General features: G+C 32.6%; 27 protein-coding genes. 3 read left to right on the top strand and 24 right to left on the bottom strand.

The features are described 5' to 3' along the window. Position 1: 1 nt before the first annotated feature. On the top strand, positions 2-1,249 hold the full coding sequence (locus tag ACIDC4_RS04815) for a cytochrome c biogenesis ResB family protein (protein ID WP_412041978.1): 1,248 nt from the start codon (positions 2-4) through the stop codon (positions 1,247-1,249). 53 nt (positions 1,250-1,302) lie between these two features. Beyond that, on the top strand, positions 1,303-2,106 hold the full coding sequence (gene ccsA, locus ACIDC4_RS04810; RefSeq protein ID WP_412041977.1) for a cytochrome c biogenesis protein CcsA: 804 nt from the start codon (positions 1,303-1,305) through the stop codon (positions 2,104-2,106). A gap of 51 nt (positions 2,107-2,157) precedes the next feature. Here ccsA and ACIDC4_RS04805 read toward each other — a convergent pair whose 3' ends face one another. From ACIDC4_RS04805 to ACIDC4_RS04755, 11 genes are all read right to left on the bottom strand, one after another. After that, entirely contained in the window at positions 2,158-2,844 is a 687-nt protein-coding gene (locus ACIDC4_RS04805; protein WP_412041976.1) for a GNAT family N-acetyltransferase, read from the bottom strand. A gap of 41 nt (positions 2,845-2,885) precedes the next feature. Beyond that, complete coding sequence (locus ACIDC4_RS04800; protein WP_412041975.1) at positions 2,886-3,758, bottom strand: alpha/beta hydrolase; 873 nt, start codon at positions 3,756-3,758, stop codon at positions 2,886-2,888. 47 nt (positions 3,759-3,805) lie between these two features. Further along, positions 3,806-5,032: an outer membrane beta-barrel protein gene (locus ACIDC4_RS04795; RefSeq protein WP_412041974.1), complete on the bottom strand. Its 1,227-nt coding sequence runs from the start codon at positions 5,030-5,032 to the stop codon at positions 3,806-3,808. A 159-nt stretch (positions 5,033-5,191) separates the two neighbouring features. After that, positions 5,192-5,692: an SRPBCC family protein gene (locus ACIDC4_RS04790; protein WP_412041973.1), complete on the bottom strand. Its 501-nt coding sequence runs from the start codon at positions 5,690-5,692 to the stop codon at positions 5,192-5,194. Positions 5,693-5,741: 49 nt separating this feature from the next. Then, positions 5,742-6,242 (bottom strand): SRPBCC family protein, encoded by a 501-nt coding sequence (locus ACIDC4_RS04785; protein WP_412041972.1) that lies wholly within the window; start codon positions 6,240-6,242, stop codon positions 5,742-5,744. Beyond that, positions 6,232-6,558, bottom strand: a complete 327-nt coding sequence (locus tag ACIDC4_RS04780) for an ArsR/SmtB family transcription factor (RefSeq protein ID WP_412041971.1) — start codon at positions 6,556-6,558, stop codon at positions 6,232-6,234. The genes ACIDC4_RS04785 and ACIDC4_RS04780 overlap by 11 nt, the downstream gene beginning before the upstream one ends. A gap of 215 nt (positions 6,559-6,773) precedes the next feature. Continuing rightward, positions 6,774-7,484, bottom strand: coding sequence for a M949_RS01915 family surface polysaccharide biosynthesis protein (locus tag ACIDC4_RS04775; RefSeq protein ID WP_412041970.1), 711 nt, complete (start codon positions 7,482-7,484; stop codon positions 6,774-6,776). A 23-nt stretch (positions 7,485-7,507) separates the two neighbouring features. Further along, positions 7,508-8,053 (bottom strand): hypothetical protein, encoded by a 546-nt coding sequence (locus ACIDC4_RS04770; RefSeq protein WP_412041969.1) that lies wholly within the window; start codon positions 8,051-8,053, stop codon positions 7,508-7,510. Between the two features lie 40 nt (positions 8,054-8,093). Beyond that, positions 8,094-8,489: an ankyrin repeat domain-containing protein gene (locus ACIDC4_RS04765; RefSeq protein ID WP_412042021.1), complete on the bottom strand. Its 396-nt coding sequence runs from the start codon at positions 8,487-8,489 to the stop codon at positions 8,094-8,096. Beyond that, on the bottom strand, positions 8,486-8,860 hold the full coding sequence (locus ACIDC4_RS04760) for an ankyrin repeat domain-containing protein (RefSeq protein WP_412041968.1): 375 nt from the start codon (positions 8,858-8,860) through the stop codon (positions 8,486-8,488). The genes ACIDC4_RS04765 and ACIDC4_RS04760 overlap by 4 nt, the downstream gene beginning before the upstream one ends. A gap of 77 nt (positions 8,861-8,937) precedes the next feature. Beyond that, complete coding sequence (locus ACIDC4_RS04755; RefSeq protein ID WP_412041967.1) at positions 8,938-10,125, bottom strand: COG3014 family protein; 1,188 nt, start codon at positions 10,123-10,125, stop codon at positions 8,938-8,940. A 419-nt stretch (positions 10,126-10,544) separates the two neighbouring features. Between ACIDC4_RS04755 and ACIDC4_RS04750 the strand changes: the two genes are divergently transcribed. After that, the gene (locus ACIDC4_RS04750) at positions 10,545-10,865 is read left to right on the top strand and encodes a nucleoside triphosphate pyrophosphohydrolase family protein (RefSeq protein WP_412041966.1); all 321 of its coding nucleotides are present in this window, start codon (positions 10,545-10,547) and stop codon (positions 10,863-10,865) included. Between the two features lie 232 nt (positions 10,866-11,097). Here the strand turns inward: ACIDC4_RS04750 and ACIDC4_RS04745 are convergent, their stop codons facing one another. The 13 genes from ACIDC4_RS04745 to ACIDC4_RS04685 form a co-directional block, all read right to left on the bottom strand. Beyond that, positions 11,098-11,274: a VOC family protein gene (locus ACIDC4_RS04745; RefSeq protein WP_412041965.1), complete on the bottom strand. Its 177-nt coding sequence runs from the start codon at positions 11,272-11,274 to the stop codon at positions 11,098-11,100. A 339-nt stretch (positions 11,275-11,613) separates the two neighbouring features. Beyond that, positions 11,614-11,982, bottom strand: coding sequence for a DUF5071 domain-containing protein (locus ACIDC4_RS04740; protein ID WP_412041964.1), 369 nt, complete (start codon positions 11,980-11,982; stop codon positions 11,614-11,616). 11 nt (positions 11,983-11,993) lie between these two features. Further along, positions 11,994-12,482 carry a DUF2947 family protein gene (locus tag ACIDC4_RS04735; RefSeq protein ID WP_412041963.1) on the bottom strand — a complete coding sequence of 163 codons (489 nt, stop codon included), beginning with the start codon at positions 12,480-12,482 and terminating at the stop codon, positions 11,994-11,996. Further along, the gene (locus ACIDC4_RS04730; protein ID WP_412041962.1) at positions 12,463-12,849 is read right to left on the bottom strand and encodes a PA3715 family protein; all 387 of its coding nucleotides are present in this window, start codon (positions 12,847-12,849) and stop codon (positions 12,463-12,465) included. Before ACIDC4_RS04730 ends, ACIDC4_RS04735 begins: the two co-directional genes overlap by 20 nt. Continuing rightward, a complete protein-coding gene (locus tag ACIDC4_RS04725) occupies positions 12,824-13,183 on the bottom strand; it encodes a hypothetical protein (protein ID WP_412041961.1) in 360 nt (119 codons plus the stop codon). Before ACIDC4_RS04725 ends, ACIDC4_RS04730 begins: the two co-directional genes overlap by 26 nt. After that, positions 13,180-13,959, bottom strand: a complete 780-nt coding sequence (locus ACIDC4_RS04720; RefSeq protein WP_412041960.1) for a hypothetical protein — start codon at positions 13,957-13,959, stop codon at positions 13,180-13,182. Before ACIDC4_RS04720 ends, ACIDC4_RS04725 begins: the two co-directional genes overlap by 4 nt. A gap of 640 nt (positions 13,960-14,599) precedes the next feature. Further along, the gene (locus ACIDC4_RS04715) at positions 14,600-14,962 is read right to left on the bottom strand and encodes a hypothetical protein (protein ID WP_412041959.1); all 363 of its coding nucleotides are present in this window, start codon (positions 14,960-14,962) and stop codon (positions 14,600-14,602) included. Positions 14,963-15,063: 101 nt separating this feature from the next. After that, positions 15,064-15,537: an RDD family protein gene (locus tag ACIDC4_RS04710; RefSeq protein WP_412041958.1), complete on the bottom strand. Its 474-nt coding sequence runs from the start codon at positions 15,535-15,537 to the stop codon at positions 15,064-15,066. A gap of 6 nt (positions 15,538-15,543) precedes the next feature. Continuing rightward, positions 15,544-15,993 (bottom strand): hypothetical protein, encoded by a 450-nt coding sequence (locus ACIDC4_RS04705; protein ID WP_412041957.1) that lies wholly within the window; start codon positions 15,991-15,993, stop codon positions 15,544-15,546. A 537-nt stretch (positions 15,994-16,530) separates the two neighbouring features. After that, positions 16,531-16,923, bottom strand: coding sequence for a helix-turn-helix domain-containing protein (locus ACIDC4_RS04700; protein WP_412041956.1), 393 nt, complete (start codon positions 16,921-16,923; stop codon positions 16,531-16,533). Positions 16,924-17,120: 197 nt separating this feature from the next. Beyond that, complete coding sequence (locus ACIDC4_RS04695) at positions 17,121-18,026, bottom strand: DUF2726 domain-containing protein (protein WP_412041955.1); 906 nt, start codon at positions 18,024-18,026, stop codon at positions 17,121-17,123. 522 nt (positions 18,027-18,548) lie between these two features. Continuing rightward, entirely contained in the window at positions 18,549-19,772 is a 1,224-nt protein-coding gene (gene lysA, locus ACIDC4_RS04690; protein ID WP_412041954.1) for a diaminopimelate decarboxylase, read from the bottom strand. An 865-nt stretch (positions 19,773-20,637) separates the two neighbouring features. Then, a complete protein-coding gene (locus ACIDC4_RS04685) occupies positions 20,638-22,092 on the bottom strand; it encodes a glutamate synthase subunit beta (protein WP_230036264.1) in 1,455 nt (484 codons plus the stop codon). Positions 22,093-22,193: the final 101 nt, after the last annotated feature.

Genomic DNA, 22,193 nt, shown 5'->3' with positions numbered 1-22,193 from the left:
AATGAGAATAGTTAATTTAGAAAATCAGAAAGTTGCTAAAAAGAAGCTTTGGCAATTTCCGTGGGATTATAAAGAATCATTTATAATCGCTGCCGGATTACTGATAACGGGATACTTATTACAGATTACTACAAGAACAAGTATAAAAGCGGTAAGTGCGCCGGTAAATTATATCATTGGCGGGTTGTTTATAGTGATGCTGCTTTTACTGCATTTTACGAGCAGAACACATCCCTGGGTAAAATGGCTAAGATCTGTTCCTGCATCTGTAAGTGCTATTGTTTTAGTATTAATTCAGGCCATTATTATGGGAACACTTCCGCAACAAAATTTTGTTGAAGGTGTAAAGCCTGATTTATTTGGTTTTTCTTTTGTACTAACGAGCTGGCCATTTATAATAGCACAATTGTATTTTCTTACTACTCTTGGTCTTGCAACTCTTAATAGAATGACACCCTGGCAATGGAAAAACTGGGGATTTATACTAAACCACTTAGGACTTTTTATCGCAATGACAGCAGGTATTCTGGGAAGCGGAGATCTACAGCGATACACAATGAAATTGTATGAAAATCAGTTGGTTTGGGGCGCTGAAAATGAAGAAGGTGTAATGGTACCAATGCCAATTGCTTTTGAGCTTACCAGTTTTGATATGGAAACCTTTACTCCAAAACTAGCATTAGCTGACATTACAAATAATAGTATTGAAACAAAAGGAGTCAACGCGTTACGAATGATTAGCAAAGGCGACAGTTATGATTATAAAGGTTATAAAATCAAGATTGTTAATTATATCGAAGATAGTAAGTTTACAGGAAACGGTTATTTTCCTGTCAATGAAGAAGGTGCAACGCCGGCAGCTCTGGTCGAAGTAAAGTCTGCAACAATAGACACTACTGCATGGATTAGCTGCGGAAGTTTTGCAACCGAATATTCTTATTTGCAATTGAATGATAAAGAGGCCATTGTAATGTTACAGCCTGAGGCAAAAAAATACAGTTCGCATGTAAATGTATATGTAAAAGATGGAAAAAATGACAAAACGGTAATCGAAGTCAATAAGCCTTATAAAGTTGGAGGATGGAAAGTATACCAGTTAAGTTATGACGAAAAGTTTGGGAAATGGTCTAAATTAAGTGTTGTAGAATTGGTACGTGATCCTTGGTTACCCGTTGTCTATTCTGGTATTTTTATGATGATTATTGGGGCGGCTTATTTGATATTTAAAGGAAGAGGAACTGTGATTTAACTCCATTACGAGATAAATTAAGTTTGAATTATATATAAATAAAGATTTTTTTGATGAATTACTGGATCTATTTTTCTCATTATGCATTTTTAGCCATTATTTGCTGGCTAATTTGTATGCTTTTTCAGGTTATAAAAATTAAGCGTAATAAAATGTTGCCTATTCTGCTCTTTGCAGCGTTGGGAGGTGTGTCGATGATTGTTTTTACGTTTAATTTATGGCAAAATCTGGGACGTCCGCCAATGCGAACCCTTGGAGAAACCAGGCTTTGGTATGCTGTGTTTTTACCTGTTATTGGAATAATAACCTATATAAGATGGCAATATAAATGGTTGCTAAATTATAGTTTGGTGATGGCCACGGTGTTTTTAGGTATTAATTATTTTAATCCGGATACTTACAATAAAGCATTGATGCCGGCTTTGCAAAGTGTTTGGTTTGTGCCACATGTTTTGGTGTATATATTTTCGTATGCCTTACTTGCCGCTTCTTCAATTGTGGCATGTTACGGATTATTCGAATATTATAGAGGCAAGTATAAAAACAACATCCTTCAGTTGGCTAATAATTTAGTCTATGTAGGTTTTGGTTTTCTTTCGTTAGGTTTATTGTTTGGAGCTTTGTGGGCAAAAGAAGCCTGGGGACATTACTGGACCTGGGATCCAAAAGAAACCTGGGCAATGCTTACCTGGTTAGGGTATTTAATTTATATACACATGCATTACCGTTATCCGGATAGTGTTAAACCAGTTTTGATAACTTTGGCGCTGGCGTTTGTGGTATTATTGCTTTGTTGGTTTGGGGTGAATTATATGCCATCTTCGGCACAAAGTGTTCACACTTATACCAATGGGTAAACTAAAAAAAAGGAGCAGAAATCTACAACAAATTTCTGCTCCTTTTTCTATCTATTGATTTTTAGAGATATTCCAAAAACTCATTTTTCTTCTGGTTACAAAACCTAGTTTTTCATACAGCCCAATTGCTCCAATATTGCTTTCTACTACGTGCAAATAAGGAGTTTTATTTTCATTAAAAATGTTATTCACACAATGGGCAATTAATTGTTTGGCATAGCCTTTTCCGGTATGGTCAGGATGGGTAATAATAGCGCTGACTTCTGTAAAATCATTCATTTTCATGCGTTCGCCTGTTATGGCAACCAATTGATTTTCTTTAAAAATTCCGTAATAGTTGCCTAATGTAGCTGTTTTGTTTTTAAAATATCCGGGCTGAACTAAATTGACCAACTGAACCAATTCTTCATTATGTTCTTCAGTAAGTTTTACAATTTTATCCGTTATTGATAGTTCGATTTTGTTGTAAACAATCATTTGCAGGCAAATTAATTCTTTTACAATTTGTAATGAATTCGATGTTTCAGGTTTTTCTCCAACAATAAAGAAATTTTCTGTTGCTACTGAATATTGATTTGATGCTTCTAAAGTACTTTCGGAATTTATAAAACCTCCAAAAGGACAATAATCCGGATTGTAAAATTTGGTTCCGTTATAATCAATAGCAAATGCTGAGTGGATTTCTGACAATGAATTCCAAACAGGATTGTCTAGTTTGTTTTCTTGTATACTTTTCATTCTTGTAAATTTTATCTTTTGATAAATCTTAAAATACTTTTTTACTCTTTATCTTGTAGTGGATAAAAGAACTTGAAAGAATTTGAAACTGCGGGATGCAAAATAGTGCCATGATTTTCAAGAGGGAAATAATCAAAATAAACTTTTATGTTTTTACTTTTTGATGCCTTGATTTTTTCAGTTAGTAAGTTAGCATCTACTTCCATCACTCTCGGGATTTCGGTAGGAGTAAGGCCTTCTTTACCAACAGCGACATAAACCTCAGTTTTTTGATTAAAGTTTTCCTGAAAAATAACACTATCCTGATTTAGAATAGAACCATTATTCCACCAAATACTTGGGCTCACAATAACGTATTTATTAAAAAGAGAGGGCTTCTTTAATAAGATTTCAGTTTCTAATAATCCTCCTAAGGATTGTCCGATGATAGTTTTAGAATCGGTTGTTTTATATTTTTTATCTATAAATGGTTGTAATTCCTTTTCGATAAAAGCAATAAAATTATCTGAATGTCCGGAAGTAGCAAAACGTTTTTGATCTTTTTCTATAGTTGTCGGGAAAGTAAAATCTCTTCTTCTGTCAACCGTTGCAATTCCCACCACAATTGATTTCGGAACCTGATTGACCCATTCAAAACTATTAAATTGTACCAAACCAGCAATATGAATAAAGTCTTCATCTGCCGAACCGTCTAATAAATAAATTACAGGATATTTTGTAGCATCTTCTGGTTTATAACCTTCAGGAAGATAAATGTTCAGGATTCTTTTTTCGCCCAGTTCTTTCGATTGTATTTCGTCTATGACACCTAACACAAAAGGTTTAGCGGTATCTGTCGATTTAGATTTACTCGTTTGACTAAAGGAAATTGTTGAGGTAAAAAGGAGAAAAGCAAGGGCAATAATTTTATTCATTTTGTGGTATTTGGCAATCTTCACTAGCTAAATAAGATCCGTAAATTTTAAAAAAAGGAGTACCCCAATATTAGAGAAGCCGTTTTAAAAGAAGAATTCCAAGTGACATAATTTTCAAGAATCCCGCGACCTGTTTGATATCTAAATTCTAAACTATATTTATCTTTAATTTTTCCTCCAATTCCAATTGAAAAACCACTTCCAGATTTAATATCAATTGAATTTATTTCTGATCCATCAATTCTGGTGAATTCCATTTTTGATTTTGAACTAAAATCGAATACTACAGAAGCATTTGCAAATATTTTAAATCCATTTTTTAAAAAAAAGTAATGTCTGATACCCACTGGTAATTCTATTGAAGTGTAATCAACTTTGCCAACTACTTCTCCACCTAAAAAATTAGCGTCTTGTTCCTTTTTTTCAGTATTATAATATTGATAAGTGGGTTCTACAATTATAGCCCATTTGTTTTTGTTAAAGGGAAGAATAAATTCAGCTTCAATTCCTAAACTAACATTAGTATTATTGTCAAATTTAAAATCAAATGTATCAGACATTGAATTACTGACTGATAAGGAACTGCTATTTATTCTTGGTCTTACATTCAAATTGAATAAATCCTTTTTTTCACTAACTTCATAATTTACAAAATTAGAATCATTGCACTTATTGTATTTTATAAAGAATTTTTCAAGATCTTTCTTTTCATATGTCAGACTTTCATATTCTCTTTGAGTAATATTATCACATTTAAAATCAATATAAAGCTGTTCTCTGAAATAATTATTTTTTGCAATTGAATAATCATTTTCTAAGTATAATTTATGTACTAACTGTTTAATTTCGCCATTATTATTTTTGTAAAAAAATCTTCTTAAGTTGCCATCATCATATATATAAAGAGATGCCTGACCTTCGATAAGAGCTTTTAAGAAAAGTTTCTCTTCATTAAATTCAGGGTTTTTCACTTTACTCATTGATTCAATTTTTTTCCCCGAGCGATCTATTTTTACGATACCTCTAATAAATTTTGATTGACCATCTACGGCAAACTCTTTAATAGTTTTGATGTCGGCAGTAATTATCTGTTGGTTATCTCCCAATTTGTACTTAAAATTAGAGGGATTATTTTTCCAATCCTGATTTTCAATTAAACAAGTAATTTTTTGATCATTCTCATTAATGAAATATCCATTTTCAAAAATTATTTGCGAATAACAATTGTGGCTAAAAATAAAAAATAAAGCAAGTAGAGTAAAGTTTTTAATCATAAGATAGTTTTTAATATATTTAGTTAAAAAGATTTTCATGAAATTTGATAGCTGTACCAATTGAAATGAATTACTTTGGTAGCAAATATAGTATATAAGAAAAGCTATTTTTTACGGGAAACCGTAAAAAATAGCTTTTGCTTTCTTTTTATAAAACTATTAAGCTTTCGAAGCAAAAACTTTGTCTAAACCTTCCAAAGCAATGGTAAAACCTTCTTTGAATCCCATTTCGATAATTTTCTCTAAATCGGATAGTTTTTCGTGTTTAATAGCAATGTCTACAAAAGTAGTATCGCCTTGTTCTGAAAAATTAACATCCCAATCAGAACGTGGAAAATCATTGTTTAGATTCCCTTCGTTATCGCAAAAAGCATCCAGATATTTAAAATTTTTCTTTGGAGTTATCGAAGTAAAATCAGCCAAAGCCCAATGTTCTTCGCCTTGAGGCCCAACCATTGCGTAAAGTCTTTGTCCGCCTTCTTTAAATTCCATTCTTTTTGTTTTAGATTTCCAAGGGGCAGGAGCCCACCATTGATCTAAAATTTCAGCTTCTGTCCAAGCCGACCAAACGTTGGCAAGTGATGCATTGAACTCACGTTTTACATCTACCGTACTGGTTTCTTTGTTTACAGTAAAATTCATTAATAAGTTAGATTTCATTTTCTTAAGATTTTAAATTCATTACTATTTACCGGGCTTATTGCACTGTTTACTTCTGTGCTTCAAGGATCTTATCTAAAGTTTCCAAAGTGCTTGTAAAGCCTTCTTTAAAGCCCATTTCAATTATTTTTTCTAAATCAGATAAGCTATCGCGTTTGATTTCAATATCAACAATTACGGAATCTCCTTGCTCAGAGAAATTGACACTCCAATAAGAACTTCCAAAAATGGAATCCGGATTACCTTCAGAATCACAAAAAGTAGAAGCGTATTTAAAATTCGTTTTTGGAGAAATCGAACTATAATCAAGAATACCCCATCGTTCCTGATTTTCAGGCCCAACCATGGTGTACAATCTATGTCCGCCTTCTGTAAAATCCATACGTTTTGTTTTAGATGTAAATGGGGCAGGAGCCCACCATTGATCTAAAATTTCAGCTTCTGTCCAGGCCGACCAAACATTGGCAAGCGATGCATTGAACTCCCGTTTTATATTTACCGTGATAGTTTCTTTGTTCACGGAAAAATTCATTAAAAGATTAGATTTCATTTCCTTTAGATTTTAGATTCATTAATACCTGATCGAGTTGACTGAAACGATTTTCCCAAATTGCTTTAAACTGCTCTAGCCATTTGTCAACTTCTTTCATTTTGTCAATTTTGAGTTGATAATATATCTCACGGCCTATTTTTTTCTCGGCTAATAAGTCGCATTCATTAAGGATTTTGATGTGTTTAGAAACGGCCTGTCTTGTGGTATTAAATTGCTCTGCAATCGCATTGGGTGTCAGTGCATTTGTAGCCACCAATACTAAAATAGCCCTGCGGGTTGGGTCAGCAATAGCCTGAAAAATATCTCGTTTCATTTTTTGATGAATTTTAATTAGCAACCAATCAGTTGCAAATATACATAATGTATTGGTTTTGAGTGATATTTTTTTGTTTTTTTTTGAAATAGACTGGTCCAAACAAAAAAAAAGACGCAATGCTGCGTCTTTAATGGTATTGAAATTTTATAATAATCGAATGAAAAAGCGAGTAACTACTCAGATTTTGTGTGCCAGGACTAACCCAATATATTTTAGTTATCCCATTTTTCCATGAGATTTTCTTTCCATAAATTTTGAGCATATTCCCTGAATACTTTCGGTCCATTTTTAAAGTTGGCATCCAATTTATATTCACCTCCAATAAAGGATGCCTTATCGTTTACATCGCTTCCAACCTGAACTTTGTTTTCTCCGCGCATGGCATATTTATTATTTCCTTCGTACATGATTATTTTCATGTTAGACGGACTCACATCACCATGGCAAACGGTTTTATACATGAGCCATACTTCGGCAATTCCGTTTTTATTTAAGTCGGTGATTTTAAAAGTTTTTTTAACAAAAGAAGCAGTAATATCCACGGGACAATCAGCAATAAAATCCTTCACTCTCCAGGTTTGAGTTGCTAAATTATTTGAAAGTATAAAGTGATACGCATATAATTCAGCATCACTGCTATCTTCAAATTCATGTTTCAGTTGTTCATTTCTGTAGATTCCGGTTTCGGTTGTAATGACAATATTATCACCGGATTTATCTTTCCAGCGAACGGCATTTTTTATAAAACCTTCGTATTTTATAGAAGCAGGAAATTGAGTAGAATCGATTTTATTTACAACTAAAGAAAAATCTTTAGCCTCTGTTGATGTTGAGGTTTGAGATTCTTCTTGGTAATCTTTTTTATCTGATTTACAGCTCGAAAAAGTAATAAGTAATAGACATAAAACGGCAATATTCTTCATAGAAAAGTGTTTAAAAAAATGATTTATTCCTGCTGAATCCATTCGTATTTCCCGTCTTTCAGATAAATCACGCCACCGCCGCAGCTTTCTTCGGCATGAATATATATTCCGTCATTCAGGAGTTTTATCTTATCTTCTTCTTTGATTTCTTCGTCGCCCATAATTTCACCATCGTCATTTACATTGTTCCAGTAAACCTCATTTTTAGGTGCTTTTTCGAATATTCCTGCCCAGTCAATTTCATCGAAACCTTGGTGCAGAACATTAGTCCCTAACCCTAAATAATCCGTCTTATTTCCGTTGCCAAATGTTATTCTCAAACCGCTTTTTCCGCTTTTTGTGCTTCGTACAATTTCGACAGTTTCATTGATATTATCTCCGTCAAGAGCACAGACAATTTTATTTACTTTATGCTTTGTCGAAATAACAATAGTGTCGGCATTGTTTGTATTTTCAACTGGCTTTTTGATACTGTCGGTTTTTACAGTTTTTATTTCTGTTTGTTGTTTCTCTTCTTTCTTGCACGAAATGAAAAGAAGCGTAATAATTACCAGAATTCTAATTTTCATAATTTGCTTCTTTTTTGAATAGCATAATATTTTTAAAAACTTATTTCAACTCTTCAACAATCTCTGTAAATTTCATTTTTGCAGCAATTTGAATTGGTTTTTCTCCGTACGAAATATCATCTCCGGCATCAAAAGTTTCAGGTTTGTTTTTATCTGCACCTTTTTTTAAAAGGTATTTCACCATCTCCGGATTATTCTTTTTTACAGCAATTATCAATGCAGTTTCTCCGTCGTAATTATGATAATCTATATCACCTTTATTGAATTTTAAAGCATTCAAAACCTCATAATCAGACCTTCTTACAGCTTCTTCAAATACATGAAATTTCCCTCGAATATCTCCTTTTTCCTGATTGGCACCTTTTAATAAAAGCAGTTTTGCACAGTCGTAGAAATTACCAAAACCAGCAGTGTTAAAAGCATCAGAGTTGCTTATATTCCTCCTTTTTCTATTAGGTATTTCAAGATTTCCAAAGTGCCTTTATCAGCTGCAGTTTCAACATACGATTCGTCCCTTTTAGGTTTGTTAATTACCGCTCCGCCTTCTACAAGAGCCTTAACCACCGCGAGATTATTTTGCCAGATGGCAGCCTGCAGAGGCGCAATTTTATTTTTTGGTTCATAATTGGCAGGGAATTTTGTACCAATCATTTTAAGTGCTTTTTGAGTATTATTTGCAAAAACAGCATCATAAAATTCATCCACAACTTCTGGTGAAGGAACGACTTGTTTTGGTTTTGATTCCGAAAAACAGCTACTCAAAGAAAAGACCAGAAGGGTTAAAACAATCAGTTTTATTTTTTTCATAACTAAGGTTCTTTTTTTATTTTTTAGCATGCCGAAAATATTCTAAAATCCATGTTGGAATACCGCAGAATATGATTTTATCCCCTAATTTTATTACTGACAATTATATTTTTAAGTCTCGCTTTTAAATCTTCTCCCGTATCAAAAACCATTTGTTCATTATTAGGGAAAGGCACTGCGCGTTTATTAAAATACGACATATAATTCTCCTCGCAAGCGCTTCTGTCTCCTTTATAAGTAGAATAAATATTCTCAAAAATAAATTCGCTTGTTATCGGAAATGATTGTAGTAACTGATTTGTTTTCACATCAACATAATCTATTTGAGCCGTTACCTGACAGGATTTAAATTGTCTGAATTCATATACATTTGCACGAAGCATTCTGTAGTTATCGACTTTTATTTCCTTGCCCAAACTATCTTTTACAGGTCTTCCTCTGCTGTCTAATAGTGTTTTTACACCATCTTTAACTTGTCTTTCTTTAATAAATTCTTTCTCCTTAATTTGTTCCGGCGAAATATTAATTTGTCTAAAATTGATCACCAAACTATAATCGTACGTAACGTTTTTTTGTCTCAGGTTGTGGTAAACCGTCCATTTATCATTTAATCCGTAGGTTTTAAAATCCAGTAAATCATCCTGAAGCACCTTCGGAATCACCATATTAGTCTCATTTTTGGCATAAACATCCACAAAATCAGTTCCTTTAAACTGTGCATCCTCCATCAATTTTCTGGTGTTTTTATAATTTGGACTCAGACTTTCCAAATAGAAAAAATCATCATATGCTTTTCTAAAATCCAGTTTGTTTTTTGATTTTAAAAGTGCCGAAGCATTCTCATATAAGTACTTCGAAAGCGCAATTTTGCTGCTCACAATCTGATCCGAATAATTATCAAATACAAACGAAGCATTTTTACCCTGTTTTAGTAAAGGCAACGGCAGTAAAGGCCTAATTTTTTCCTGACGATTATTCAATTGCAAATACGTATTGTAAACTCGTTCTGCATTGGCCGGAGTAGCTTCTTTTATCATCAAGTCAAGATTGCGTAAATCCCTTTCCTTTGCTTTTGCAAAAGCCTCTTCGAGCAAAAACACATAATCTTGTTTCCCTTTTGAATCTTTTTTGGTTCTCAATGCCTCTACGGCGCGGTCTATTGCAGCATCATAATTTCCGTCGCTTAGCAACGATTGGGTGGTTTTTACACCGCATGACGAAAGTGCTAAAAATAATATAGAAAACAGTAAAGTAATTTTTTTCATCCTAAAAGACCAATTGATTTTGAAGCTGTAAATATATCAGTTTTTGGATGAATTAAGATAATGTAAATTTTAAATTTCAGGAGCAGAAATTTCTGTTTCCACAAGAATAAGTCGTCCCGCTTTCACCTTTATCTCTTCTCCCGATAGCCATCGGGATACGAGGATACCGGCTCTATCGGGGCTAGATTAGAAATTTAGTTTTTCATAATATGAACTGTAATGTTTTTGCAAGTAAAGACTGTTTTAATTAGGACAAATAGGGGATGAAAAACATTTTGTACAAAGTATTTTATGTAAATAATTTTTTACAAAAAATAGATCGAATTCTTATCTTTGATAACTTTGTTATTTCGTTTTTGAAAGCAAGAAAAAGAGATCAACGGGCAATCAATTAAATAATTTAAAACAAACAAAATCTAATGGATTTAAAAACAATAACAAAAAAAGTGGTAATGGTATCTGATCAGTATGAAAAAAACTGTGATATTAAAAGAGATGCAGATTGGTATATTTTAAAATTACATGAAGAAGTTGGAGAATTGACACAGAATTATCTTTCCTATACGCTTAGAGGAAGGAAAAGAAATCTAACACAAGCAGAATTAAAGCAAAATATTTCGAATGAAGTGGCTGACATTCTGGGACAGATTTTATTATTCGCAAATTATCACGATATTGATATAGAGAAGTCTATGGAAGATAAATGGTTTTCGTATCTCAAATTAAATGATGGGGAATAAATTAATCTTTCAAAAAATAAAGAATAATTTATTCATTTAGAAGTTTATAACGTAGAGTGCTTTAGAACAAAAAAAATTAAATTAAAATAAAAAAAGCGCAAAGTCAAGATGATATCTACGCATTTTTTTACAATAAATTTTTAGAGAATGTTAGATTAGAAATTTAGTCTTTCATAGAAAGTACGCTGTAGAGACGCACAGCAGTGCGTCTAACATTAAGGAATATGTTATTTTATTCAGGCCAATACAAAACATTAAATTTGTGACCATCAGGATCAGCAAATCCAAAGAAATATCCTTTTTCAAAACTTTGTGGCTCTGCAAAAACTCTTCCTCCTGCATTTTTAACCGCGAGTAACCATTGATGTACTTCATCTACACTTTCGGCCGAGAGAGAATATGATTTCATTTCCAAGTTTTAAGTCAGACGCTTCATCATTAACAGCCCATTTAAATCTTTCTTTTGTAAAAAAATGAATGATAAAATTGTCTTGTCCAAACGTAAAACTTGTCAGCATATCATTAGTACCATTAGGCTGAAAGCCTAATTCGCTATAAAATTTGGTAGTTCTTGCCAAATCTTCTACGCCTAAGTTGGCCCATATTTTTTTAGTTTTCATAGTATTTACTTTAAGAGATTGATACTCATTAGATCTAATAGTAAATTTATGAATTTATAAGTCATGTCTCATCAAATGGAACCTTTTATAAAAAAAAAGGATTCAATTCGATATAGTTTCCAAATTAATTATTGATTTATTTCGTTTGCAATCACATTAAGTTCATGATCTATTTCATCCTGCGTTGGATTTTCGGCAATTCGAGTAATCTCCTGAACGACCCATTTATTTTTGATGTTTTTTCCAAAAACTACAAGAATCCAATACTTCCACATTTCGTCTTTGCCTTTTATTATTTTTACTATTTCAGGAGCAATTTTTTCAGAGAACGGAAGTAAAAATGCAGCAATGGGTTGACTAACTGGCCAGTTCATATCTTGCAGCCATTCTAATAAATCCGGAATAATAGGTTCGATATCTTCAAAAGAATACTGTTTTAGTTTTTCAACAGTTTCAAGATCAAATTTATCTTTTGGTATCAAGCTTTTAATATTCATAAAAGATTCATTTATAAACGATCAGCAAGAGATAAGTTTCCGTTTGTGCTTAAAATAATCGCTTTCCTGCTTTTAGGATTGAAAATAATATTGGATTCATCTTCATATAAAAATGAAATCCAGTATTTGCAAATCAAAGCCCATTTAGATTCTATTCCCGAAGTTTTGTTCCAAAAAAAGATAACCGAATCATCATCTTCCCAATCAATAAGATTTTTTACATTTTTGTCGAATGCGTCAATATTAGATTCATTCCAGTCGTTTTGCCAGTTATATTCCTTTTTAATCTCATTTTTTATTTTCAATTCTTCAGGATGATTGATAAGCATCAAATGTCTTTTATTTTCCGAAACATATTCAGTCCAAAGCGCAGCACAATAATCATCAGTCAAAGCCTTTATTTCAGGTTTATCAACATCGGTTAATTGAGGTTCACAATAATCATTTTCAAAATAATAGAATTTTTCGAGAACGTCATATTTATTTATATTCTTTTCCATTAAAAATTAATTTTGATGTCGATTTTTTAGTCGTTTCCTTAGAGATACAATCATCATTTGTAGGAGTGCTGATGCTTTTTACAGTTGTGGTCTTCACTATGATATTGTTGTAATTATTGGTTTGCGTTTTGTCTATATCAAAAGTCGAATTACGATCCTCAAATTCTCCTGCACAATTGGTATCCCATTCTCCGCCAGATCGCGAAATAGAATAATTGTTGAGCACCAGTTTCAAAGAATTTTTGTCTATAATGTACAATGATAATTGCGTTTCACTAAAAGGATTAGGCCTGCTGCTGCCGTTATAAGACACCCTAACTCCAAAGGCTCTCGTAGTGTTATTAAAGATGATATAATCCGGTATCAATCGAAATACTGCTTAACATTAATGCATCAGATGTCCATGCATTGGGTTCGATAAATTTACAGATTATTTTTCCTGTCACATTTTCGATCACAACGATATAAGCATCCAACACAAAATAATCATGACCTTCATTATCTTGTTCGTTAATGTCATATTTAGGAATAACCAAAACACTCTTACCCTTGTCATACGGTAAGACTTTTTGAGTGAAAAATTCCTGATGTACTTCGCTTTTTTTAATTTTAAGTTGTTTTAAAACAGTATTCAAGTGATCTGTATTTTGAGAAAACGAAAACTGAAAGCAAAGCATCAGAGCAAATAGATATTTTTTCATGGTTTTACGTATTCTGTATTTACTAATTCGAATTTTTTAATTACCGGATTAAATTCATAATCCAAAGTATTTCCTTTAAAACAGCTTTTCGATTCTTCGAGCAATGAATTTGTAATGTGTATTTTTTTTGTTCCAACGAAATCATATTCAAAACCAATGTAATTGTCTTCAAAAAATTCTACACATTTTTCGTCATTAGGATCAATTATTAATGTCGTCAAAAAGTGATCAAAGATATTTTTGAACGGGATGTATTTTAATTCTCCATTGAGATATTCAAATGCCATAAACTGATTTCCGTCACCAACCACATCATCAGTAATCACAATATAATTATTAGGTCTTACTTTATAAATCGATAAGACCCAATACCCATCTACGACTTGAATGCTAAGCGTGTTGGGTTGTATAAGTGATATTGTAGAAAAACGCGATCTGGGAGGCATTGTATAGTTGTTTTTTTGTATTTTTTTTACAAATTCAACCCTTTCCATTTTATTCCATTCCCAACTTCCCATTGAGCTATCTGGTAAAATAGTAAGAATATCTAATAAGTTTTTATGCTCGAGATAATTAATTTTTAAAGTATCCTGCTTTTCAAAACCCTCGTTTTCTTCTTCGGTTTTTAGAGTGTCTTTTGCTTTTTCGTTTGAAATTTTTGAATCTGATTTTTCTTCATTCTTTTTGCATGAAAATAAAAACAGTACTAAAAGCGACAGCATTAATTGTTTTATTAAAATGGATTTAAAAAGTGGTTTCATTATTAGGTCTTTCATAATTTTTTAGGGCTAGCACAACAATCGTATACAATTACTGCTAAAGTAATTAATGAAGATTTATAATCTAAAAACCGAAGTTTTTATTTGATAGATTATTTTAGAGAATAATTCGCAGTTGCTCCTGTAAAAATATCAAAAAATAATTCTTACAAGTCATAATGTAAGATTTAAATTTCTTTCGAAAAACAGACCTTGTCAAGGCTAGGAGAGAGGTATTATATTCATTAGGAAAAATGTCCGGTTGGTATAAATAGCAACTCCTGGAGATTGAAATTCAGACAATCCGGATTTTATGCTTTTCGGTTTTCTGGTTTTGTATCGGCTCCTAAATTTTGGGTTGTTTTTAGATAAATATAAATTCCGGGTAAAGAAATAATATAGTAAAAAACGAATAGTGCAAAAAGGATAAAGCAAATTCCGGGAATTAAATTCGGAAATGTATTTGGGTATTTGGCATTGAATTTAGAAAATGAAAGAAGACTTAAAGAGCAAAAAAAAAGAATTCCAAAGACGTAAAGAATTCTATTGGAAGTTTTAAATTTTGAAGCCGTTTTTAGTCTTGACATACATGTAGTTTCTTGCCGTTTTTAAGCAATTAAAAAAGTAAAAGGATAACATTCATTACAGAGAATGTATTTTATAATTTCCTGCTTTTTACCTGATACACAATTTCCCAAAAGAGTATGGATAAAATGGCATTTGTAAATATTGCTGTTTTAACCAAATACGGATCGTATTTGGCCAACAAATGCAAATTGGCAAATTGTACCGCTAAAAATAAAGATGCTGCTGCAATTGCGATAGAACAAATGATATTCAATAAAGGTGTCCACTTGAGAGCGAAGAAAGTGTAAATGAGATTTAAAACGGCAAAACCACAGCCTAAAGTAATGTAGGGATCTGTTTTTAATAATTCTCCTAACGAAAGTAAAGGTGAAGTTGTAGAAAGATATAGAAAAAATAGGATCGAATAAATTAGAATTCTTATTTGTGGTTTCATTTGAAATTTATTTTGCTTTGGCGAAATTACGAATTAAAAATGAAGCTGTAATTAAGGTAGATTTAAAAAACGTTTTTTGTTTATAGTTGTTGTTGCGAAGTTTAAATGAATCGTTTATAAAATTGCTGATGATCTGTTGAATCGATTACAATTGTTTTTGCCCACAAATCTCCCAGTCTTTGATTGTATTTTGTGTTTTTTATTAATAATATTCCCAGCAATCCAAAAAACCAAATGTCTAATAAATCTACCAAATGTCTTTTAAAGGATTGTCCAAAAGTCAAACTTGAAGTACTATTATCCCGTATAGAAACGACTTGTAAATCAAACACAAGATTACCAAGAGTACCTCCAAATTTTAATTCAAATCCAATCATATAAAAACACCAAATTAGTGACGTTGTTAATGCCGGAAATCCCTCTAGTTTGTATCCCGTTGAAGTTTCTTCTCCAAAATAGATAAACATAACCACAGACATTCCAAATATTAAAGAATAGTCAATTAATCCTGCAAATATTCTTTTTCTAAGATTTGGTTTTGTAGCAATTTTTTCTTGTTCCATTTGCTGTGTCATATTTACTTACTTTAAAATCCCTTCTATTTTAGTTTCAGATTTTTCCTTTAAAGCGCTGTCCGGACGAAAACTCCAGATTACGAGAAATTTCCCTTTTGCAAGATACTCTTCAGGACGTTCGTCAGTTGGCTGACCGTCTTTTCCCCAAAGTAATCCTTGCAAAAATCTATCGCCTTTGAAAGTGTGTTCAAATTCAAAATACATGATAGATCCGCGATCTGTTTTATTTTTAAAACTTTGAATCGATTTACTCTTTAAGGTTCCAACAATGTTGCTGTAGGTTTCGATATCATTATAGAAAGTGCAGGCTTGAGGTGTAATGCAAATATTACCATCATTTAAGGTATAACCTTTGGGAATTTCTTTTGGTTTTAGTTTTAAATCAGCAATAGTTTGGCTGAATATATTGGTAGTAAGTAAAAGGAATAATAGCGATAGGGGAATCGTAATTTTCATTTGTTTTTGGGGTTAGGTTTGTTGAGCTAAAATAGTTTTTTTATTTGAGTTTGGATTTTTTGTTGAGAAAAAATATTAGCATGCTACCGCGAGCGTCTCGCTATAAGTGCTCAAACCTTGTTGCTCTGAAAAAGCCTTAGCAATAGCATGGTGCGAAGCACTATGAAGGAAAAACGATTATAATTTTAAGCCCTGTAAGGGCGAAAGCATAATTTCAAAAAGCACGTTTACCATATTTTGCATGATATTCTCTAAAAAAAAACTCTTTTTCTTTAAATCTTTATTCTAACTTTCTTTTGCCCTTTCATGGCAATTCCCACTTTTAATTTAATTCATAGTGCGTTGCACTACGCTATTGCTTTTTAGGGCTTTCAGCCCATTTTTAAAAGTTTGGCACACTAATGGTGTCTGGCTTATAACTGCAAGTTGTTTAATTTTATTATTTGACAGGATTATGTTCACGAGCGACGTTTTCGTTCATAAAAAAAGCACAAAGTTGAAAACTTGTGCTTTTGTAAAATTTATATTTCGAAGGAATTATTTTCCTTTTAGTAATTTTTCTAAATATTCATTTTTTTCTTTTTCCACCTGAACCAAACGTTCGTAAAGCTCAACTACTTTATCAAGAGGATTAAAATTACAAATGTTGTTGTGTCCAAAATTGCTGTTTGAAACAGATTCATTGAAAGTATTAAAATAATTAAACACATTTTCTTCAGAAAAACTCTTAATAGCTTCTACTGTAACACCAAGGGCTTCTGCAATATTTGCAAGTTTTTTATCATCAATTTCCTCACTTCCTTCAATTCCTGAAATAGCTTGTTGATTTGTGCCAATTGCCTGTGCAAGTGCTTCTTGTTTCATACCTCGAAGTTCTCTGATTCGGCTTATATTTCTCCCAATATGTTTTGGTTTTGTTTCTGTGCTCATACTTCAAAGATATTTAAAATTCTTTTGCAAAATAGTGATTGGTAAAAAACAAGTTTTTTTGTATGATACTATTCCGTGTTTTTTGTAGAAAACAAATATATGATTTTTCTGGTATAATTATTTCGTTATTTTAAGTTTTAGATTCGAGATTTCCTCTGCGAGTCGAGATCTCATAGGTATGGAATTGATAGATTTTTTTAACTTGTCCATTCAGTATTTTTAATAATATTAGTCCATTTATTTGAATCGATCCCAAGCTCGCGTTCAGTTTTCCTTGCTAAACAATATTCTCCTATTGTATTAAATAAAAATATGCTATCACTGTCAAATATTCCAACTTTTCTAATTTTTAAGTCTATTTCTAATAATTTTTTAGTGTAAAAAGAATTATTAATAGTTTGGAGACCAAATGATAATGAGAATTTGCCAATTAGCCAGTTCTCATTTTCTTGTGGAAATACAATTTGCATTGGCCAAAAAGGGAATTTATCTGTTATTTTAGCTATTTTTATTTTTACTGGATTAAATTGTTCATTAATTAGATCTATTTCTATACTTGTCATTTCTACAGATTCAGAACCTCCATATTCATATGCCTCACTTAACATATTCATATATTTATTATAATTTTTTTCATAATATCTTTTTTCTATAGAATCTCCTATAATAACATCAAGTATAGAAATCCAATCTCCGCTTTCGGATAAAATATTACTTTCATTATATGAAATAACAATAATTGGAATTTTATTTTGAGAACATAAACTAAGTTTGGTTTCCATTTTGAGTTTCCGATACGGATCAGTTTTTGGATTTGATTCTGTGTAAAACTTACCTTCTTGTGAGAACCCACCAGTTAATCCATCAAACTCAATAATAAGAATAGGAATTCCTGTATCCAACTCACATATTACAAAATCAAATGAAGTTTTTAATAAGAAATCAATAGCTTTTGGATTTTTTGAAAAGTTTTTAATGACTTCATAATCAATTATATTTCTAACAGGAATCTGTGGAAAAACATCTACATATTTACTCCAAAAGGTTTTAAGGCGTTTGAATATTATTTTTTCCGATTTACTATCAAAAATTGACTTTTTCATTTTTATCTTTTAATCTAAAGCTAAAATACTCATTTTAAGAATAATATTTTTTGTTATTGAAATTCTTTCGCATCAGGGATAGAGGCGGTATCCTTTTGTGAAGTGAAACGGAACAAAAGATATAGCCGAAAGCCCGGCCCGAAGGGAGATGCCCAAAAAATGAAATTCCAAAGTCCATTCTTTGTGGAGTTACTTGCGTAGATTTTTCGTTCCTCAAGAATGACAAACATTATGGTTACTTTGCGTGGGCTTCGACTTCGCTCAGCCTGACAAAATTGAGTCTAGAATATTGTCATAAAAAATTCGTTTTAATCCGTGTTTTTGCAAAGCAAATCCGCATCATCCGTGTTCTATACTGGCGACTTGTTTTTTGGTATGGTCAACTTTGCGTGGGCTTCGACTCCGCTCAGCCTGACAACAGTTTCAAAATCTAAAATCAGCAATCTAAAATCTAAAATAAAAAAATCCCGCTTCAAAATGAAACGGGATTTTCAACAATAGATATTCTCTTTTTTTTTATTTTTAAACTGTTGCAGCAACTTCTTGTGGCAACGGAATTTGATTTTTAAGCAAATCTTCGAATGTTTCGTGTTGACGAATTAAGATTCCCTGACCGTCTTTCCATAAAACTTCGGCTGGTTTGTATCTTGAGTTGTAGTTCGATGCCATAGAGAAACAATATGCTCCGGCGTTTCTGAACGCTAAGATATCACCTTCGGTAATTTCCGAAATTCTGCGGTTGTTAGCAAAAGTATCTGTTTCGCAAATGTATCCTACAACAGAGTAAAAACGCTCTTTTCCTTTAGGGTTTGAGATGTTTTCGATATAATGTTGTGAACCGTAAAACATAGGACGAATTAAGTGGTTGAAACCACTATCGATTCCGGCAAAAACTGTCGAAGTTGTTTGTTTTACTACGTTTACTTTTGCTAAAAAGAAACCTGCTTCGCTCACCAGGAATTTTCCTGGTTCGAAAATCAACGTTAAATCTCTGCCATATTCTGTACAGAAAGCATTGAATCTTTTTGATAATTTTTTACCTAATTCTTCGATGTCTGTTTCGATATCGTCTTTTTTGTAAGGAACTTTGAATCCGCTTCCGAAATCTAAAAACTCAAGATCTTTGAAGTGTTTTGCAGTATCAAACAAGATTTCGGCAGCATACAAGAATACTTCGATATCAAGGATATCAGATCCTGTGTGCATGTGAATTCCCACGATGCTCATTTTTGTATTCTCTACAATTCGTAAGATATGCGGAATTTGGTGAACAGAGATTCCGAATTTACTATCGATATGTCCTACCGAAATATTAGCATTTCCTCCCGCCATTACGTGCGGATTGATACGAATACATACCGGAATTTGTGGATATTTTGTTCCGAATTGCTCCAGAATAGATAAGTTGTCAATATTGATTTGTACACCCATTGCGGCAACTTCTTCGATTTCTTCAAGAGAAACTCCGTTTGGTGTAAAGAAAATTTTGTCAGGATCATAGCCAGCATGAAGTCCTAATAAAACTTCCTGAATAGATACAGTATCTAAGCCAGACCCCATGTTCTTTAATAACTGAAGAATCGCAACGTTCGACAATGCCTTCATGGCGTAATTAACTCTCAAGTTTTCTACCTTAGAGAAAGCTTTAGTTAACCTATTGTACTGTGATTGGATTTTTTCGGCATCATAAACATATAATGGACTTCCAAATTGGTCTGCTAACTGCAGTAAATCTTTTGCTTGCATTTGTTTAAACTATTTTGAGCAAAGTTATTACACTTTTGACTAACAGCAAATTTTTTGTAGAAAAATAACAAATTGTAACAAATTGTTTGTTTTTAAACAAAAATCGACTTAAAATGATTTTTTATAAAACTACAATGCGTGCCTAGTAAAAAAGATTCTAAGTTGCTGAGGTTCTAAGGTACTAAGATTTTTATTTAGATGAAAAGTTTTTACCACAGATTTTTATATTTTTTTGGAGCAACACAATTGGCATTTTAAGAAACATAGTTCCCGCTTTCGGCTTTATCTCTCCGTTTCACTGCGAGGATATCGCCTCTATCGGGGCTAGATACAAACAATTGGTTTCTTTTGAAAAAAGTTGCTAAGGCGCTATCCCGATAGCTATCGGGACTAAGGGAATAAGTTTTTGCCACAGATTATAAGATTATCACAGATTTTTTATTTTTTTCTGCCACGAATTTCACGAATTCTCACAAATTTTTGTTTTCAACTTCCACAAAATACATAAAACATAGCCCGTGGTTTCAACCACGGGAAACGTTACGGATTGAACATAATCATATATTGCATTCCCGTGGTTGAAACCACGGCTATATTTGAAATAGAGAAATCAGCCAGAAAATAAAAATTTGTGAAATTTATGTAATTTGTGGCAAACAATAAAATCAATTTAATCCATATAATCTGTGGCAAAAAAACAAAACCCCTGAATATAAAATTCAAGGGTTTGTTAGTAGTTATGTTGTTTATCGGAATAAAGACTACCTGATAATTTTTGATTACGTTCTTAAGATGAAAGGCAATAAGAAAAACTTAGCACCTTAGTCCCGATAGCTATCGGGATAGCATCTCAGAACCTTAAAAATTATAAACTCGGTAAATCTCCGTTTCCTTTGGTTGGCAAGTTAGTAGAGCCCATTAAGAACAAATCTACTTCTCTTGCTGCTTCGCGACCTTCTGAAATAGCCCATACAATTAATGATTGTCCTCTTCGCATATCACCAGCGGTGAAAATATGAGGAACATTCGTTTGATAATTTTTTGCTTTATAGTTGCTTCTCATGTCAACTTCAAGACCTAATTGCTCACTTAAAGTTTTTTCAGGACCTGTAAATCCAAGAGCCAATAAAGCCAAATCGCAAGGCCAGATTTTCTCAGAGCCTTCTTTTTCGATTAATTCAGGACGCTGACCCGGAGTCATTTTCCATTGTACTTCAACTGTTTTTAATCCTACTAATTCACCTTTTTCGTTAGCTAAAAATTCCTTAGTATTAATTAACCAGTTTCTGTCGCAACCTTCTTCGTGAGATGAAGACGTTTTCAACTGCAAAGGCCAGAAAGGCCAAGGCGTAGACTCGCTTCTTCCAACCGGAGGTTTTGGTAAAATCTCAAAGTTAGTTACCGATTTTGCTCCGTGACGGTTTGATGTTCCAACGCAGTCAGAACCTGTATCTCCACCACCAATTACGATTACATCTTTTCCAGTTGCTTTTACCTGATCTGGAATTGACTCTCCGTATAAAACTTTAGTTTGTTGAGTAAGGAAATCCATTGCCTGAACAACGCCTTTGCTTTCGATTCCTTTAGTTGGCAAACTTCTTCTTTCGGTTGCTCCACCACATAATACGATAGAATCAAAAGCGTTTAGTTCTTCAACGCTAAAGTTTACTCCAACATTTACGTTAGTTTTAAAAGTGATTCCTTCAGCTTCAAGGATTAATACACGTCTGTCGATGATTCCTTTTTCTAGTTTGAAGTTTGGAATCCCGTAACGTAATAAACCTCCAATTGCATTGTCTCTTTCAAAAACAGTTACCGTGTGACCGGCTCTGTTTAATTGTTGAGCTGCTGCTAAACCTGCAGGACCTGAACCAATAACGGCTACCGTTTTTCCTGTTCTGGTTTTTGGTGCTTGTGGTTTGATCCATCCTTCTGCAAAACCTCTTTCGATGATGTTTTTCTCGATGTTTTCGATCGCAACAGGTTCTTTGATGATTCCTAATACACATGATTTCTCACATGGAGCAGGGCATAAGCGGCCTGTAAATTCAGGAAAGTTATTGGTTGACTGCAAAATATTTAATGCGCTCTGCCATTCTTCCTGATGCACCATGTCGTTGAAATCAGGAATTAAATTTCCTAACGGACAAGCACTGTGGCAAAAAGGAATACCACAATCCATACATCTTGAACCTTGTTCTTTTATTTTATCTTTTGCTAACGGAATTGTAAATTCATTATAGTTAGAAACACGTTCTGCTACTGCTAAATTACTTTCGTCGGCTCTGTTATATTCTTTAAATCCGCCTATTTTACCCATGACATTTTTAATTAAAATAAAGGTTTAAAATTCCAATCTTTTAAAATTCCAAATTCCAATTTTTTTAACCGCAAAGACCGCAAGGTTTTTGTTTTTGCTTT

The sequence above is a fragment of the Flavobacterium sp. C3NV genome (assembly GCF_046825355.2).
Classification (GTDB): Bacteria; Bacteroidota; Bacteroidia; order Flavobacteriales; family Flavobacteriaceae; genus Flavobacterium.
This window is presented reverse-complemented; position numbering and strand designations above follow the sequence as displayed.

Excerpts from the sequence above, each read along its gene's own strand:
- ACIDC4_RS04710 (WP_412041958.1), bottom strand. The coding sequence starts at position 15,537 with ATGACACAGCAAATGGAACAAGAAAAAATTGCTACAAAACCAAATCTT.
- ccsA (WP_412041977.1), top strand. The coding sequence starts at position 1,303 with ATGAATTACTGGATCTATTTTTCTCATTATGCATTTTTAGCCATTATT.
- ACIDC4_RS04800 (WP_412041975.1), bottom strand. The coding sequence starts at position 3,758 with ATGAATAAAATTATTGCCCTTGCTTTTCTCCTTTTTACCTCAACAATT.
- ACIDC4_RS04775 (WP_412041970.1), bottom strand. The coding sequence starts at position 7,484 with ATGAAGAATATTGCCGTTTTATGTCTATTACTTATTACTTTTTCGAGC.
- ACIDC4_RS04795 (WP_412041974.1), bottom strand. The coding sequence starts at position 5,032 with ATGATTAAAAACTTTACTCTACTTGCTTTATTTTTTATTTTTAGCCAC.
- ACIDC4_RS04760 (WP_412041968.1), bottom strand. The coding sequence starts at position 8,860 with ATGAAAAAAATAAAACTGATTGTTTTAACCCTTCTGGTCTTTTCTTTG.
- ACIDC4_RS04700 (WP_412041956.1), bottom strand. The coding sequence starts at position 16,923 with ATGAGCACAGAAACAAAACCAAAACATATTGGGAGAAATATAAGCCGA.
- ACIDC4_RS04745 (WP_412041965.1), bottom strand. The coding sequence starts at position 11,274 with ATGAAATCATATTCTCTCTCGGCCGAAAGTGTAGATGAAGTACATCAA.
- ACIDC4_RS04705 (WP_412041957.1), bottom strand. The coding sequence starts at position 15,993 with ATGAAAATTACGATTCCCCTATCGCTATTATTCCTTTTACTTACTACC.
- ACIDC4_RS04715 (WP_412041959.1), bottom strand. The coding sequence starts at position 14,962 with ATGAAACCACAAATAAGAATTCTAATTTATTCGATCCTATTTTTTCTA.
- ACIDC4_RS04755 (WP_412041967.1), bottom strand. The coding sequence starts at position 10,125 with ATGAAAAAAATTACTTTACTGTTTTCTATATTATTTTTAGCACTTTCG.
- ACIDC4_RS04695 (WP_412041955.1), bottom strand. The coding sequence starts at position 18,026 with ATGAAAAAGTCAATTTTTGATAGTAAATCGGAAAAAATAATATTCAAA.
- ACIDC4_RS04735 (WP_412041963.1), bottom strand. The coding sequence starts at position 12,482 with ATGGAAAAGAATATAAATAAATATGACGTTCTCGAAAAATTCTATTAT.
- ACIDC4_RS04815 (WP_412041978.1), top strand. The coding sequence starts at position 2 with ATGAGAATAGTTAATTTAGAAAATCAGAAAGTTGCTAAAAAGAAGCTT.
- ACIDC4_RS04720 (WP_412041960.1), bottom strand. The coding sequence starts at position 13,959 with ATGAAAGACCTAATAATGAAACCACTTTTTAAATCCATTTTAATAAAA.
- ACIDC4_RS04790 (WP_412041973.1), bottom strand. The coding sequence starts at position 5,692 with ATGAAATCTAACTTATTAATGAATTTTACTGTAAACAAAGAAACCAGT.
- ACIDC4_RS04725 (WP_412041961.1), bottom strand. The coding sequence starts at position 13,183 with ATGAAAAAATATCTATTTGCTCTGATGCTTTGCTTTCAGTTTTCGTTT.
- lysA (WP_412041954.1), bottom strand. The coding sequence starts at position 19,772 with ATGCAAGCAAAAGATTTACTGCAGTTAGCAGACCAATTTGGAAGTCCA.
- ACIDC4_RS04750 (WP_412041966.1), top strand. The coding sequence starts at position 10,545 with ATGGATTTAAAAACAATAACAAAAAAAGTGGTAATGGTATCTGATCAG.
- ACIDC4_RS04780 (WP_412041971.1), bottom strand. The coding sequence starts at position 6,558 with ATGAAACGAGATATTTTTCAGGCTATTGCTGACCCAACCCGCAGGGCT.
- ACIDC4_RS04685 (WP_230036264.1), bottom strand. The coding sequence starts at position 22,092 with ATGGGTAAAATAGGCGGATTTAAAGAATATAACAGAGCCGACGAAAGT.
- ACIDC4_RS04740 (WP_412041964.1), bottom strand. The coding sequence starts at position 11,982 with ATGAATATTAAAAGCTTGATACCAAAAGATAAATTTGATCTTGAAACT.
- ACIDC4_RS04770 (WP_412041969.1), bottom strand. The coding sequence starts at position 8,053 with ATGAAAATTAGAATTCTGGTAATTATTACGCTTCTTTTCATTTCGTGC.
- ACIDC4_RS04805 (WP_412041976.1), bottom strand. The coding sequence starts at position 2,844 with ATGAAAAGTATACAAGAAAACAAACTAGACAATCCTGTTTGGAATTCA.
- ACIDC4_RS04785 (WP_412041972.1), bottom strand. The coding sequence starts at position 6,242 with ATGAAATCTAATCTTTTAATGAATTTTTCCGTGAACAAAGAAACTATC.